The 15,837-nt window shown below is 30.9% G+C and carries 13 protein-coding genes and 1 pseudogene; 8 read left to right on the forward strand and 6 right to left on the reverse strand.

Features of this window, described 5'->3' with window-relative positions:
* Positions 1–33 precede the first annotated feature (33 nt).
* The 4 genes from Q0C16_RS05435 to gatB are packed head-to-tail and all read left to right on the forward strand — an operon-like array spanning position 34 to position 4,250.
* The gene (locus Q0C16_RS05435; protein WP_292320234.1) at positions 34–1,092 is read left to right on the forward strand and encodes a phosphate uptake regulator PhoU; all 1,059 of its coding nucleotides are present in this window, start codon (positions 34–36) and stop codon (positions 1,090–1,092) included.
* A 23-nt stretch (positions 1,093–1,115) separates the two neighbouring features.
* On the forward strand, positions 1,116–1,406 hold the full coding sequence (locus Q0C16_RS05440; RefSeq protein WP_292320235.1) for an aspartyl/glutamyl-tRNA amidotransferase subunit C: 291 nt from the start codon (positions 1,116–1,118) through the stop codon (positions 1,404–1,406).
* The gene (gene gatA, locus Q0C16_RS05445; protein ID WP_292320237.1) at positions 1,406–2,824 is read left to right on the forward strand and encodes an Asp-tRNA(Asn)/Glu-tRNA(Gln) amidotransferase subunit GatA; all 1,419 of its coding nucleotides are present in this window, start codon (positions 1,406–1,408) and stop codon (positions 2,822–2,824) included. Before Q0C16_RS05440 ends, gatA begins: the two co-directional genes overlap by 1 nt.
* Position 2,825: 1 nt before the next feature.
* Entirely contained in the window at positions 2,826–4,250 is a 1,425-nt protein-coding gene (gatB, locus tag Q0C16_RS05450) for an Asp-tRNA(Asn)/Glu-tRNA(Gln) amidotransferase subunit GatB (RefSeq protein ID WP_292320239.1), read from the forward strand.
* On the opposite strand, the gene gcvT is transcribed toward gatB, so the two are convergent.
* From gcvT to Q0C16_RS05465, 3 genes are all read right to left on the reverse strand, one after another.
* Positions 4,251–5,366, reverse strand: coding sequence for a glycine cleavage system aminomethyltransferase GcvT (gene gcvT, locus Q0C16_RS05455; protein WP_292320240.1), 1,116 nt, complete (start codon positions 5,364–5,366; stop codon positions 4,251–4,253).
* Between the two features lie 15 nt (positions 5,367–5,381).
* Positions 5,382–5,951: a rubrerythrin family protein gene (locus Q0C16_RS05460; RefSeq protein ID WP_367117914.1), complete on the reverse strand. Its 570-nt coding sequence runs from the start codon at positions 5,949–5,951 to the stop codon at positions 5,382–5,384.
* A 208-nt stretch (positions 5,952–6,159) separates the two neighbouring features.
* Positions 6,160–7,110, reverse strand: a complete 951-nt coding sequence (locus Q0C16_RS05465) for an aldo/keto reductase (RefSeq protein WP_292320243.1) — start codon at positions 7,108–7,110, stop codon at positions 6,160–6,162.
* Positions 7,111–7,184: 74 nt separating this feature from the next.
* Here Q0C16_RS05465 and Q0C16_RS05470 point away from each other — a divergent pair, with 74 nt between their 5' ends.
* Both Q0C16_RS05470 and Q0C16_RS05475 read left to right on the forward strand, forming a co-directional pair.
* Positions 7,185–7,904: a hypothetical protein gene (locus tag Q0C16_RS05470; RefSeq protein ID WP_292320245.1), complete on the forward strand. Its 720-nt coding sequence runs from the start codon at positions 7,185–7,187 to the stop codon at positions 7,902–7,904.
* Positions 7,905–7,973: 69 nt separating this feature from the next.
* Positions 7,974–8,207 (forward strand): MoaD/ThiS family protein, encoded by a 234-nt coding sequence (locus Q0C16_RS05475; protein ID WP_292320247.1) that lies wholly within the window; start codon positions 7,974–7,976, stop codon positions 8,205–8,207.
* A gap of 517 nt (positions 8,208–8,724) precedes the next feature.
* Here Q0C16_RS05475 and mvk read toward each other — a convergent pair.
* Both mvk and Q0C16_RS05485 read right to left on the reverse strand, forming a co-directional pair.
* A complete protein-coding gene (mvk, locus tag Q0C16_RS05480) occupies positions 8,725–9,696 on the reverse strand; it encodes a mevalonate kinase (RefSeq protein WP_292320249.1) in 972 nt (323 codons plus the stop codon).
* Positions 9,689–11,170, reverse strand: coding sequence for a dihydropteroate synthase-like protein (locus Q0C16_RS05485; protein WP_292320250.1), 1,482 nt, complete (start codon positions 11,168–11,170; stop codon positions 9,689–9,691). Before Q0C16_RS05485 ends, mvk begins: the two co-directional genes overlap by 8 nt.
* Positions 11,171–11,344: 174 nt before the next feature.
* On the opposite strand from Q0C16_RS05485, the gene Q0C16_RS05490 reads away from it, so the two are divergent.
* Both Q0C16_RS05490 and Q0C16_RS05495 read left to right on the forward strand, forming a co-directional pair.
* Positions 11,345–12,355, forward strand: coding sequence for an alcohol dehydrogenase catalytic domain-containing protein (locus tag Q0C16_RS05490; RefSeq protein ID WP_292320251.1), 1,011 nt, complete (start codon positions 11,345–11,347; stop codon positions 12,353–12,355).
* Positions 12,356–13,554: 1,199 nt separating this feature from the next.
* Positions 13,555–14,676, forward strand: coding sequence for an MFS transporter (locus Q0C16_RS05495; RefSeq protein WP_292320253.1), 1,122 nt, complete (start codon positions 13,555–13,557; stop codon positions 14,674–14,676).
* Between the two features lie 573 nt (positions 14,677–15,249).
* On the opposite strand, the pseudogene Q0C16_RS05500 reads toward Q0C16_RS05495, so the two are convergent.
* Positions 15,250–15,837, reverse strand: a pseudogene (locus Q0C16_RS05500) (hypothetical protein); the annotation flags it as partial.

Consider the following 15,837-nt stretch of genomic DNA (forward strand, 5'->3'; position numbering starts at 1 on the left):
ATATTATTTATAGATTTATATATTGGTGTGAAAATGTCTAAGAAAAATCAAAAAGAAACAAAAATGGTAAGAAGAGTTCAAGTAACGGGAGGATCAACATATATAATTTCTATACCAAAGGAATGGGCCGATGAATTAGGTATAGATAAAGGGTTAGAAGTTGTTATGGAATTAACAAGAGATAATGCATTAAAAATTTATTCATCCAAACATAAAGAAAAACCTATGGAGATTCAGAAGGAGATTTATATAAATGAAAATTTATTAGATTCTGCTATTATTATGGAAGTAATCTCGGCTTATTTAGCAGGATATACTTCGATAAAACTAGTTTTTTCACCTTTAATGTTAAATAGAGTAGATCAAATAATGAATAGTGTGAGAAATAAAGTAGTTGGGCTTGAAGTTTTAGAAGAAAGCGAGAACAGCGTAACGCTGCGCGTTGTTGTAGATTTGAGTTCAATACCTACAACTCTTGCAATAGAAAATATGAGGAAGACATTTAAGTCTATGCTAGAGGATTTTGGAAATGCAATAAAAAATAGAGATATAGAGATCTTTAATAGCATAATAAAAAGAGATGATGTAATGGATAAACTTTATTTATATATCTATAAGCAAATCAATCTTGCACTTCAGGAAACTGTTAAGCTTGAGGATCTAGGCATTTATAACTCGACTGAAGCGATTAATCTTTATACAACTATAAAAAGCATTGAAAGGATAGCGGATCACATAGTTTTTATGTCTACATGGATGATAGAAAATATAAATGATATCCAAATACCAGATATGCTTGATAATCTTATAAATGATGTATCAAAAGAAGTTATATCTATAGTTGATAATATAGGAACAAGTCAAAATGCTAATGAATTGCTAAATGTATATTCTAGAATTCATGAATTAATTGATAAGGAACTTGAATTAATCAAATCATTAAAGGGGTCTAAGCAATTTTATGAAATCTATCCAATACTCGATGGATTAAGAAGGGCTATGGCATATTCAATAGATGTAATTGAGGCTCAAGTCGGACTAAATATGGAAAGAGAGATCAATGGGAACAAAAAATATAATAAGATGCATTAGTAAGACACAAAAAGTGGGCAGACTTGAGTAAAAAATGTGATAAAGATATAATAAATGAATTATTGGATCTATCGAGACTTAATTTTACTGAAGAAGAGCTTGAAAAGCTTTGTAAAGATATTGATGAAATTAGAAGCTTATTAAATCAAGTCTCATCATTGAGCTCACTTAACGTTAAGCCTCTTTATAACGTTTGGGATAGCGAATTGAATCCACCATATAGTGTGAATATAGAAAAAGTAAACATATACGATTTAATACCAAATGAAAGGGTCGCCCAAAATAAAATTAAAATACCGTGGAGAGGAGAATAATGAAAGAAACTGCTGTTTCTATATTAGAAAACATAAGAAAAGGAAGCTTAGAAATGGAAGATTATGTTTTTAAAAAATTGGAATTGATTAGGAAAAAAGATAATATTATAAATGCATATATATCAATTGATTCTGAAGATTTTATTTTAGATAGGATAAATGAAATAAAGAGAAATATTGCATCTGGCAAGAAAATGAAGATACCAGGTTTAGTTGTTAGCATTAAGGATAACATTTCAACTAATTTTTTACCCACAACTGCTGGCTCTAAGATATTGGAAAACTACATTCCTCCATATAATGCAACAGTTGTTGAAAAAATATTAGAAGAAGGGGGAATTATAATAGGAAAAACTAACTTAGATGAATTTGCAATGGGTTCTACAACAGAGTTCAGCGCGTATGGTTTAACAAGAAACCCATGGGATATAACAAGGGTTCCTGGGGGTAGTAGTGGTGGAAGCGCTGCTAGCCTAGCTTATGGGAGTTGTGACCTTTCATTAGGGAGCGATACTGGGGGATCCGTAAGATTACCTGCATCATATACTGCTACCGTTGGATTAAAACCTACTTATGGAACTGTGAGTAGATATGGGTTAATTCCATATGCTAATAGTTTGGAGCAAATAAGCCCTATGGCAAGAAGCGTAAAAGATTTAGCTTTAATTTGGGATGTTATAAAAGGTTATGATGAAAAAGATGCAACTAGTGTTAATAATAATTACAAAAGTGATAATAAATTTAAAATTTGCATTCCTAAAGAATTTATAGAAGAATCGGAACCTCCTATAAAATCAACTATTTATAAGTTACTGGAAAAAATAGAAAATGAGGGGGTAGCTATTGAATACGAAGGTAAATTTGAAAATTTAAAATACGCTCTACCCACTTATTATACTATAGCTTTTGCAGAAGCTGCAAGCAATTTAGCCAGATATGATGGAAAACTATATCCAATTTCTTCTGAAGGTTTAAGTTATAAAGAAATGAGTGAGAATACAAGAAGATATTATTTCGGATTTGAAGTTAAGAAAAGAATCTTAATGGGAGTATTGGCATTAAGTGAAGGTTTCATAAATGATTATTATATTGCTGCTACAAAGGGAAGGAGAATTATAAGAGATGAGATTTTAAATATGACAAAAAATTGTATTGTTGCCAGTTCTGTTTCACCCATATTACCTCCTAAAATAGGCGAAAGAATTAAAGATCCATTAAAATTATATGCAATGGATATATACACAGTTGTTGCAAACTTAGCAGGTGTTCCAGCATTAGCTATGCCTGCAGGTTTTTACAATAATTTACCTATAGGGATTCAATTTATGGCTGGTCCATTTGAAGAGGAAAAATTGATATCTCTAGGATCTTTGGTTGAAGAAATAACAGGTTTATACAATTTGATAGCAGGCGATTAAAATGAAATATAAAATAGGACTTGAAATACATACTCAATTAAGTGAAGCAGGAACAAAGCTATTTTGTGATTGTGATTCAAATTACAGAAAATATGAGCCAAACACAAATGTTTGCCCGGTTTGTTTAGGATTACCTGGAGCACTTCCAGTTCCAAGAAGAAATCCATTAAAATTGGCTTTATTAGTTTCAAAATCATTTAACTGCGAAATACCTGAATTTATGGTGTTTACTAGAAAACACTATTTTTATCCGGATTTGCCTAAAAATTACCAAATAACTCAATATGAAAAGGCAGGAGGTATACCAGTTTGTTTAAAAGGTATTTTGAAGTATTTTGATTCAGATCACCTGACATGGAAAAGCGTTACATTAAGAAGGATGAACATAGAGGAGGATCCGGGAAAAACTGAATATAGTGGAGGCAATATTTTGTTAAGTGAATATGCTTATTTGGATTATAATAGAAGCGGAGTTCCGCTATTGGAAGTTGTAACAGAACCTGAAATACCTACGCCAAGAGATGCAAGAAAAGCTGTTGAATACCTTTTATTAACTATGGAATATATTGGTGCAATTAATCCAAGGTTAGAAGGATCTTTTAGAGTGGATGCAAATGTAAGTGTTGAAGGAGGAGAAAGGGTAGAAGTTAAGAACATAGGTAGTACATTAGATTTAGAAAAGGCATTAAAATATGAAATTTTCAGACAAAGTAAAATAGTTGAAGAAGGAGGTAAAATAAAAAGAGAGACAAGACATTGGGATTCAATAAGAGGAGTAACAAAGCCTTTGAGGAGTAAGGAAACAGAAGAAGAGTACTTGTATTTTCCAGACCCAGATATACCCTCAATAAAGACCGAGCCATTATTAAAAGAAGCATTATCTAGTAATTTTATGACTCCAGAGAACTTTATGAATAGAATAACTATGTATGGCGTATCCCAAAGAATAGCTTGGAGTTTAATAACCGTTAAACCAGCAGCAGAGCTATTTTTAGAGTCAGTTAGGATTGGTTCGGATCCGAAGATAACGGCAAGAATCTTGGCTATAGATTATAAAGGTTTATTGAAAAAATCTGGCAAAAATATTTATGAAAAAAGTAATTGGCCAAACAAGCAGATATTGAAACTTTTGAGCACTCTGGTTTCCAATAAATTATACACATACGACGAATTAAAATATAATATATTACCAAAATTGCTTGAAAATGGTAATGATATGAACTTAGTTTTACCAGAAAAAGTAGAACCTACTAATTTAATAATTTCAGTAATAAATGAAGAGAAGAAAGCAGTAGAAGACTTTATTTCAGGTAAGAGGGAGGCATTGGATTATTTAGTAGGGAAAGTTTTAAAGAAGGCTAAAGGGAAAGCAATAGATCCGAAAACAATAAGAAAAATGATAGAAATAACATTAACTAAACATTAGCTACTTTTTCTTAATTAATGGGAATTCAGAAATTTTTGCTTCTCCTGACCTACCTTTACCATCGCTTATTGTAATAGGCTCTCCTACAATTGAATATCTAGTATCTATATATCCCATCCCTATTCCTTTTTCTAAAATAGGACTATATGTTCCGCTTGTTACCCAACCCACTTCTATATCATCAATTAATATTTTGTATCCATGTCTTGGTATAAAGCGGGCAAAATTTTTCTTCATTTCAATTCCTATTCTAATCCATCTTAAACCTTCTTTACGGCATGATCTAAGACTTTCCTCTCCAATATATCCAGTTTTTTCCCAATCTATTGCACCCATGCCGTATTTTAGGCTTAATGCACATGGGTATTTTAATGGATCTTCTCCATATTCATTCCCGCCTAAAACAAATCCCATTTCAATTCTTAATGTATCTCTTGCCGCTATTCCTATGGGCTTAACGCCTTCTTTTAATATGTAATTGTATAATTTTTCAGCATCCTTAGGAGTTGCCCATATTTCAAAACCGTCTTCTCCTGTCCATCCGCTCCTACTTATAAGAAAAACGTTTGAGTCTCTTATATTTTCATTTAATCTAAATTCTAATGGTTTTAAGCCAGATGTCCACGATGCACCAAGTTTATCCATAATATTTTGGCTTTCAGGACCTTGTAATGCTAATAGGACATAATCAAATGTTAAATCCTTTATTTCAACATTATATTTATTTTTTTCAGAAATTTGCTTAAAATGATTTATCATTCTTTCTCTTGTTGCTGCATTTGGCACTGCTAACCATTCTTCATCATTAATTTTATACCACATTTCATCATCAATAACCCTTGCATACTCGTTTAATGCAAGAGTTGGTCCACTCATGAAATTCTCTTTTGTTTTAGATATTTTCTTCGTAAAAGCTTTTTCTAATAAATTTAAAGAATCCTTTCCTGTTATTTTAAGTCTTCCCATATGGCTTATATCAAAAATACCGACGGATTTTCTTACAGCCACATGTTCTTCCATAGTAGAACTGTATATCATAGGTACGTTCCAACCAGCAAATTCACCGAAGCTAGCATTTAATTTTTGGTGAAGATCATGTAACGGTACATTATACATAAAATCACCGCTGGTTTAAAATTTAATAAAATCTTTGCCAAAAGCTGCGCATATTGGACATCTATTTGGAGGTTCCTTAGCAATTAGTGTATGCCCACAAACAGGACAAATCCATATAAATCCATCAATAGGCATATCTTTCCCTTCATCAACATATTTTTTTGCCTCCATAAATAGTTTAGCATGTATTTTTTCAGCCTCTAATGCATATCTAAATGAAATTTCAGCCTCTTTATCTTTTTGGAACTTGGCCATTTCAATATATGTTGGATACATTTCGTTTACTTCAAACTCTTCACCCATTATTGCAAGCTCTAGATTTTTAGATGTGTTTCCAGGTCCAAACGGTGCATCAGCAACTACTTTTTTACCTTCCTTTAATTTGCCTAATCTTTGGAAATGATTTCTAGCATGTACTTGTTCGGCAAATGCAATAGCTCTAAATAATCTTGCAACATTTTTAAATCCTTCTTTTTCAGCAATATCAGCGAAAATCAAGTACCTCATATGCGCCATAGATTCTCCTCCATAACTAGATTCTAATGCTCCTTCTGTCATAGCAGGATGATCTGATTGAGACAACATTCTCACCTTTTATTATATTGTCTTTAGCATATTAATAAGTTTTAAGGTTAGTATTAGGTCATTAATCTTTACTTGGTTAAGAATTTCATATTTCATCAGCCTAGGTCTAGGTGAATGTAGAATTTTTATAAAAAATCATAAATATGCTGTTTATTAGTCTCTTATAGAAAAAACTTTTTCTCTTAAAACCTTTATAAGCTAAAAAAGTTTAAAAATTAACATATGTAAATTTAATCGATTTACTCATTTCATCGATTTTTCTCCAGTCGCTATAGCTCAATCTCCAGCCTACGCTACCTGCGTTTTCAATTGCTTGTTCTTTGCTCTTTGCCCCAGGTATTGGAACGATGTTTTTGCTATAAGATAACAGCCAATTTAATGCTACTTGAGATGGAGTTTTATCATACTTTCTAGCAATTTCCTTAATAAGATCAGCTAGTTTTATTATTTGTTTATAATTTTCAGGGAAAAATACTGCATCATTTCTTCTTACATCCTTGAAATTATTTATCTCATCTAAGCTGTATTTTCCTAGTATAGCTGCTTTTGCTAACGGGCTCCATGCAAGCATTGTCATTTCAGAAGACTCAACGTATGGTATAATTTCCTTTTCTGCTTGCCTTTCAACCAAATTATATCTTATTTCCATTATTTGTAGGTCGTTTTTAGATAAGCAATACCTAGCGGATTCAGCAAGTTCAGGTGGATAATCACTCAATCCCAGATATCTTATTTTTCCTAGTTCAACAAGTCTTTCAAACGCCTTCATATATTCGCATGTTGGATGATTATGCCAAACTGGTGGCCAGTGTGCTAACAACGCATCTATATAATCAGTTTGTAATCTTTCAAGAGATCTATCTACCGCTTTAAATACATCGTCATACGATAGGAATTCTCCAGGAATTTTCGTAACTATGAAAACGCTACTTCTCTCAATATTAAGCTCCTTTAAAGCCTTTCCTAAAAATGACTCGCTCATACCTCTGCCGTATACCATGGCAGTATCAATCAAATTTATGCCAAGCTCTATTGAAGATGATACTACTTGTTTAGCAATGTTATATTCTGTAACCCCCCATGCATCACTAAACTGCCATGCACCTAAACCAATTTTAGAAATTTTTTCATTAGTTTTTCCTAAAGTTGTAAACTCCAATTCATTTCACCATAAATAAGTTAAATATAGAAAATTTAAGCATATGTATAGAAACAAAACTATTAGTGAGGTTTATGTTTAATGAAGAAAATTTAAAGAAACTTAAAACAATCACAAATGAATACATAAAAAAAGCTTATATGCTAGATGAGTTCGTTAACAGAAGTTTAAGATCAATGAGATGGGAAGGTATAGGAATTCTTATGGTTTTGGACGCATCATTTACTAGTGTTGGCTTAAATTATTTTAACGCTGTCATACCTGCAGTTATTGAATTCAAAGAGAAATTTTACGATACAAATGAGATAAGATCATTTAATGATATTATTAACTATGATATCGAAAAGCTAAGAAGTGTTTGGAAAAATGAAAGATCTTGGAAGGCAGCAAAAGGAATATCAAGAGTTTTATCTTTTTATAATGGAAACACAGACAGAGAAAAGCTTAGAAATTGGGCCTCTTCAAACAGTTTAGATAATTTTAAGCGTGAAGATTTAAGTAAAGTTAAGGGTATAGGTATAATTACTTATCAATATTTAAGAATCATGGGGGGTATTGATACATTAATGCCTGATAAAATAGTCATAAAGTTAGTTAATGAGTTGACAAGTAAATCAGGTATAATATTAAAAAGCTCGCATAAAGATTACATAAATTATATTAAGGAAACTGAGAATATTTTTAGGCTTATTGGTGTTGAGCCAATTAAAATAACTTGGATGTCATGGCTAATAGATTCTGAAGCAAGAAAAATATTATCTGGAAAATTTAACTCTGTTTTGCATCTTATTTGAAATTATGATTGTGAGAATATAAATTAAAACTTTTGTGTATTAAAGCTATAAAGTAATTGGTGGATAGCGATGGAAAACAAAATTAAAATAAAATATTTAGGGTATTTAACTGATCTATCTGGAAAACAATATGAAGAGAGAGAAGTAAATGGAGAAGAAACCATCGAAGATTTATTACCATTTTTAAAAAAGCTTAGAAGTGATGATTATATAATTGTTGTTAATGGGAGAGGAGCAGATTTAAAGAGTAAAGTTAAGGGAGGAGATATCATAGTTTTATTGCCTCAAACTGGGGGAGGGTAATTTTAAATAATAAAGAACATGCTTGATAAAGATTTTTAATAAATTCAATAATCGATAAAATTATTCTTATCAACCTTTTTAAAAATCCATTTTAAACTTAAAATTAAAGAACTAATTATCAATATCAATATGATAACAATTAAACTAATTAAATAATAGTTCATTTTAATCACCAGACACACTATTCATTAAATAGCGGAGTTAATTTATATACTAAATCTTTATATTAAGAATTCGAATTTTTTTAAATGAAGAAAATAAAATAACAATATAAGAAAAATGTTATTTACAAGCAAAGTAAAGAGAGATAAACAAAATATTCATATTATACGGAATTTGGATATTTTAGGCTTAATATTGCATATAATTTAAATATGGTGTATCTATTAATAAAAACAACTTCCTAGTTAGATTTATGGTTTTAACCTAAGAGAGGTGATATACAATTGGTATAAGAAATTTATATTGTGAAAATTCCTAGAAATTCTAGAACGCTTTCAATTAAGTTGTTCACATTTTAGCTTGATATTAATCTAGCGCCACTTTGGCTTATCTTTATTCTGCTAGCCCATTTAACGCAACATTTTACTCTATCGATTATATTTTCAATCTTGTTCGATGGTGCCAGTATTATTACAGATCCTCCTCTACCTGCTCCCGTTAATTTAGCTCCTATAGCCCCTGCAAGTCTGCTTCTATAGATAATTTCTTCTAATTCTATTGATGAGACCCCAATAGAATTTAAAAGGCCTTGGTTTATGTTCATAAGAGTTCCTAAAGTTTCATAATCTCCATTGCTTATTGCTTCATTACCTAAATCAATAATTTTATCCGCTGCATCATAAATTAATGATATTGCAGGCCATAATTTTTCGGATAATATTAAAACATCTCTAACAGGAACTGAAGTGCTTCTTTTTATACCAGAATCAGCTATTATTAAAGAATATTTATCTGAAAAGAGAGTGTTTAGTTTTGAAATTATGCCTACGTCTTTTTTGAAAATTAATATGCCGCCATAAGTCACTGCTGCACTATCAACACCACTTGGGTTTCCATGAGTTACTTTTTCTGCCTCATTAGAAAGTGTAAATAATTCTTTATCGTTAAGTTTGTATCCTAACATATTTGTATATGACAAGCTAAATGCAGCAGCGCTTGCAGCGCTTGACCCTAAACCAGCTGACATAGGTATTTCGCTAGATATCCTTGCCTTAAATCCAGAAAGCTGAAAGCCCCAGGATTTTAATACACTTAAAATTTTAGCAAACGGTTCTAGCTCTTTTGAACCAATTACTTTAAGATCTGCAGTAATTTTACCTCTTATTTCGGTTCCTTCGCTAATAATTTCTGAAGGCCAGCTTGATTCTTCTATTTCAGCCTTGGCATATAAATCTATTGCAGCAACAAGGGCCTTAGATCCTCTAACCACAAAGTGTTCTCCAAACAATATTACCTTTCCAGGTGATATCGATATAGATTTAGTCACCGTTATCGCCTTTCCATGGTGGAACTATTATTGGTTCATCTTGAACGTAGGTCTTGCCCAATTTTAAAGCTATTTCGGCTTTTGACAATTCATATCCCAAGTATGCAGCATGATCTGGAGTTATATTAATTCTTTTAACTAATTCCCTTGCTATGCTCATAGCATGCTTTCCTTCTAAAGCTGCCAATATCTCATTGTTTCTCTTATATAAAACCTTTATTTTTTTCATATTATAATCAACTGTAATTTGTATGTAATCATTAAAATTATAGTTAGGAGGTATATAGTTTACTTCATCATATTTCACCTGATCGCTTATACTTATTGGCTTATCCCCTTGCTTTATTACTAATAGTTTGCTGAATAAGCCTCTAGGACTCGATTTTAATGAATAAGCAGTTTCTGCAATTCTAATCGCTTCTTTTGCCTCAGATACTCCCCTTATTGATTTATATGTCTCTTCAACAACCAAGTAAAGAGATGCACCTAATTCTATTGATATCATAGCTAGTAATCCGTGTACTCCTATAGTATCCGCCTCGATTTCTTCCGTTGCATCCGCTGCTGAGAATAATATTGGTGCATTTAGACTTTTAGCAATATTTATATATCTTTTCATGCTATTAACAAAATCAATACCGGGTATACCTAATACTGGATCTACTATAACTTTGTAACCTTTATTAATTAAATCGTTTCCAATTCTTTTAAGTTTTTTCATATTTCTATCTCCTATAATTATTACTAAATCTTTTGATATTTCGTCTACATTTTCTTGTATAAAATTAGTAGAAGCACTAATGCCTACAATTCCTAGATCTTGATGACTCTTTAATAGAGAAATATCGTTTAGTTCAACAATAACAGGAGCATACTTATTAGCTATCTTGATTTTTTCCACTATAGTTTCAGGATTAAGATCGTTTTTTGAACCAACTATGAGGAGTTTAGCACCATCATTAACAAATCTTTTTGCCGTCTCATCAACTTCTTCAATCTTCACATCAGGATGTATTTCGGCTATTATTATTGTGGGAGGTCCTCTTAATGGAATATCTATGTTATTTATTTTAAAAGCTGTTTTATAAATTATTTTCGGGATAATTGATCCCATAACTTCATCAGCACTTTTAATTTTGTCTAATTTACCTCCATTGTATATGAAATCAAGAGCGTAAGGTAATATACCTAAAGACTTTGGTCCTTTATAAGTTTCTACATTGGTCGTTTTTTCTATTATTTCTGCATTACCTCTTACTAATCCAGGAATTATTATTAAGTTATAGTCTTTCAGCTTATTTAATAAATAGGTTCTCTTAAGTATTATTTTTGATATTATATTAGTATCCAATATAGATATTACAGGAACTGGTAAGGCAATTATATCGATATCGTAGTTATTTTTATTATCATTTTTAATTACGTCCTTAACCAATTCTTCTGCAGTCGTACTTGTTAATATTGCAATTTTCATTTTCTTTCACTTCTGGATAGCCTATCCAGTTCTTTGTTTATTATAGAGTCTAATAAAAATTACCTATTAATATAATTAAATGCTAAAATATATAACATTTTAATAACTAATTTTCTACATTTTTATAATAAATGTTTATTTACTTATAAATGCAATTAATATTTGGTGTATTGATTGAAAGCTGCTGTAGTTAATAGGCCTTTTGGCCTTGATAATCTCTCTGTAATTGATGTTCCAGACGCTCATATATCAGATGACGAAGTTAAAATAAGGGTTGCATATGCGGGAATTAATCCTGTTGATTATTATATAATAAGCGGATTAAGAAATGTTAATCCTGTTCCTCATATACCTGGTTCTGAATTCGGCGGTTATGTTGAGGAAGTAGGTTCAAAGGTTAAGAATCTAAATAAAGGAGATAGGGTAATAGTATATCCTAGGGTTTTTGATGGTACGTGTGATTTATGTATATCAGGCAAAGAATATCTTTGCAGAAATGGAGGAATAGTTGGAGGAATAACAAACGGAGGATTTGCAGAATATGCGGTTGTTAAATATCAAAATGTGATGAAGATACCAAATAACGTTAGTTGGGAGAAAGGAGTAAGTTTACCGATAGCTGGGTTAACAGCCTTTCATGCGCTAATAGAGTCTGGTATTCAACCGGGTGATACTGTTGTTGTTGTAGGCGCATCAGGAAATACGGGTCAATTTGCTGTTCAATTAGCCAAAAAGATGGGAGCTAAAGTTATAGCAATTTCATCAAAACCTTGGGTTAAGGAGTTAGGGGCAGATGAAGTAGTAAATATGAATCAAGCCTTAAATGCCCTACAAAGAGTAAATGGTGGAAGGCTTGCAGACGTTGTTATAGACTCAATTGGATCTAAAACTGTAGGTAGAAGCATTAAGCTTTTAGATACTGGAGGTAAATTCGTGACTTTTGGTGCATTAACTGGTCAAACGGCTAGTATGATTATAAGTGAAATATATTCAAGAGAAATTAAAATAATTGGCGTAACTGGAGGTACAAGAAGAGAGCTTTCAAGATTAATAGATTTAGCTAGTAGAAATGAAGTAAGACCAGTAATATGGAAAGTATTTAGTTTATTAGATATAAAAGCTGCTATAAGTTCTCTGTTTTCTAGAGAAAGAAATGGTAGGATCTTGGTAAAGGTTTCAGGATAATTATTTATCAATGTTTTGTATAGATAGTTCGAATCCACAAATTTTCTTAGATCCTTGGATTTTTTAAATATTATTTATAGAATTAAAAATGAAGCTGGAAATTATGATTTCAAAGAGATTAATCAAAAGTCCGTATGTTGTTGAGTGAGAAGAGAAATATTTAGCAAAGAATTAGAGTTAATTCACAAATGGATGGGTATGAGCATTAAAAAACAAGCACCATACTTATATTCATTAATTATAAAAAGAGAAAATAGGAGGGCTCGACTAGTATTTTAATAATACATTAACTGAAAGTCTAAATAAGTATATTAAAAATCTGAATTCATAGAGTCTATATCAAATTTAGCTATTCCTTACAGAAAAATAGTTGTATTTCTCTTAAATTAAAAATTATCTTCAAGAATAAATAAAAGATTTTTTCACCCATGGATGTTAATATATTATTTTAAATCTTCGGTTGAGAATGATATATTCATAAAAAATCATTTATTGATGATCTAATAGAACCTGGATTGCTTATATCCGTTTTTGCCTTAGGATTAGGCTATCACATTTAAAAATATTGTTAACTTAGATGTTAATAATGTAATTATCATATTCTGCTCCCTTTACATCATGAAGGAGGTAGTCTCTAGGGAGTTCATATGTTTATGATTTATCGCCTTCATTTTCATCGCCTCATAGCTAGTGGGTGCGTTTAACACCCAACCCCGCTCCATTCGTTTAGCGGTAGACCACCGCTAGATCTTCAACCCATTACCCCTATCCCTCACTGTGTATAGCCCTATGCCCACGGTTCTTTGGGACTTGGGGATATGTAGAGCCCTTATCAAGCATCCCTCTACGTGGACACACTTTATTATACTTTAAAACGTTTAGAGTTTAAAACTTTACCCCGCCCCTTGAAGGGGCAAGGCTTGGCTTTCGTTTTATCAATTACAACTATCCCTAACAGGAAGTCGTCCTCTGTTCTCGGTTCCTAGGGACTCAGAGACATGCGCCCTTGGTATAGTTATGAGGATCAAATTTAAAGTTGAATATGCCCATTATTGACTTCCCACTTCCTATTGTTTTCGCATCTTTAAAGTATTTAGAATTTAAAAAATCGTCCCTTCATAAAGAGCAAGGTTTACCTTTTGTTCGTCAATTAAATTTTAAATTTAAAATTTTATAGCCTAAGATATGTGGGGGATAATTTGAAAAAATCTTTAGTAATATTTATAACCTCATCATCGTTTTTTCTGAGTTACTTTTCTAGGCTAGCATGGAGTATTGTTTCTACATATTCATCACTTAGACCTACTACAATGGAAGATAGTGTAATATATTCATTGTTCTTTTTAGGTTATGTTTTAGTTCAAATACCAGCAGGGTTTGTCTCTGATAAGGTAAAACCTTCATCAATAGCTTTCATTTCTCTAATTGGTTTATCCGCTTCATCTTTTGTTTCAGCAGTTTCTAATTCAATTTTTATTGAATATATATCAAGCTTTTTCATGGGAATTTCAGCAGGGTGGATTTATCCTATTACGATAAAAATTCTATCAATAGCTTTTAAGAACAAAAATGAGCAGGCTGTTGCTATAGGTTATTATAGTTTGGCTTGGCCTTTATCTATAGTTTTAGCAGGTATTATATTACCAAGAATTAGCATAGAGTTTGGGTGGAGATATTCTTATTATATGATATCAATTCTGTCTCTAATCTATTCATTTTCATATTTAATATATTTAAAAGATATACAAAATAAAGGGACAAAAGTTAAGTTTATTATTGTTAAGGATAGAAACGTTATAATAATTAGCTTAGCTGGCTTTTTATTTTTCCTCTCTTATTGGAGCATCACTTTGTACGCTTATAAATACTTCATTAGTTTAGGAATATCAAGCTATACTTCAGGATACTTGTATTCATTACTTGCTTTAGCAGGTTTACCGGCTACTATTATAGCAGGATACGTAATTAGAAAAATAGGAGTAAAAATTTCACTGGTATTATTTGAATTCTTATATGGTGTATTAACGATGCTATTAAGCATATTCTTTAGACCTGATTTATTAGCTTTTATTGCTACACTAATGGGTTTTGTAAGATTCGTTATTACACCCGCAAATTCAACTGCGGTATCGTTTGTTGGCAAAGAAAAAGCAGGTAGCGTTTCCGGATTTGCTAACTTCTTTTGGCAAAGCAGCGGCATATTTTCACCGATTATATCTCAATATATAATTTTAAATTTAAGTTACAAAGACTTATGGATTTTTTCTGGTTTAATTATAATAATTTCATCAATTTTATATTATGTTTTCTTAAAAATTTAGCTGTTTAATGCTTTTATCTATTAAATATTGGCCATTATTAAGAATGTAAAGCATTATACGAGAAAAGCTAAAATTAATACATAAATATTAACAATATAATGGTAACTAGATTTTTAAATCAAGAAAGCGAATTAAAATATTTAAAATATTTAAAAAATAGTATACATCAAATAAAATAGCTATAAAGGCTATCTGATTATATCATAGCTATTTTCCAAATGAACGAGCATTTTATAAATCATCCTTTTCTACATTAATTTGGGTTTACAATATTAATTTTTTAATTTTTTTTTTGAAAAAATAACAATTTTTATTCGTATCTCCAATGCGGAAACTGTTTAAATTTTTTATAAGATTAAGTTAATATAATAAGAATTGGTTGGCTGGGAGATAAAAAATTAAAAAGGATACAATATTTATTTCAACAATTATCGTTTTATTAAAAGATCTTACGTTACGAATTAACAACATATAATATAAAATTTAGAAGTAAAATAAGGCTAAAAAGATATTGCTAAATTAAATAACATAAAAAAGACTTAAGATTTAAAAATGTTGGTTTAAAAATCAATATTAGCTGAGTTCATGTATAATTCTAGGTGTTATATCACCTTTTACAGTCAAAATCCATATTCCTTTTTTCTTTGCCAATTCTATCGAATCAGGCGTTGCTATATCTACATATATTAATTTTATCATTCTTTTTCTGATAAGGTCGGGTCTTTTTTCCTTTACTTTTTCAATTTTCCTTTCTATTTCATCAATTAAACCAACACCTAATCTAACTGTTGCCTCACCTATAACGAGCAGCTCATTAGATGCACCATAAATATCTATTTCTTCATTATCAATAAATATTCTATCTAATTTAATTTTTTCTCCCAATTCTTTTTCAAGTCTGTATTCTATAACTTCCTTTCCTTCATCCTCTACTGACAGGGTTAATCTTTCTAAAGTTCTTTGCATATTTTTGGTAGTTTCTTTTAATTCATTAACATCTTTTCTCAAGTCTCCAACTGCTTGCCAGAGTTTTGCAATTTCTTTTAGTATTTCGTTTTGTGTAGCCTTTAACTCCTTAACCTCTTCCCATAACTTGTTCTGACTCTCCTTTAACTCCTTAACCTCTTCCCATAACTTGTTCTGACTCTCCTTTAACTCCTT

It is taken from the genome of Caldisphaera sp., assembly GCF_023256325.1.
Taxonomy (GTDB): domain Archaea; phylum Thermoproteota; class Thermoprotei_A; order Sulfolobales; family Acidilobaceae; genus Caldisphaera.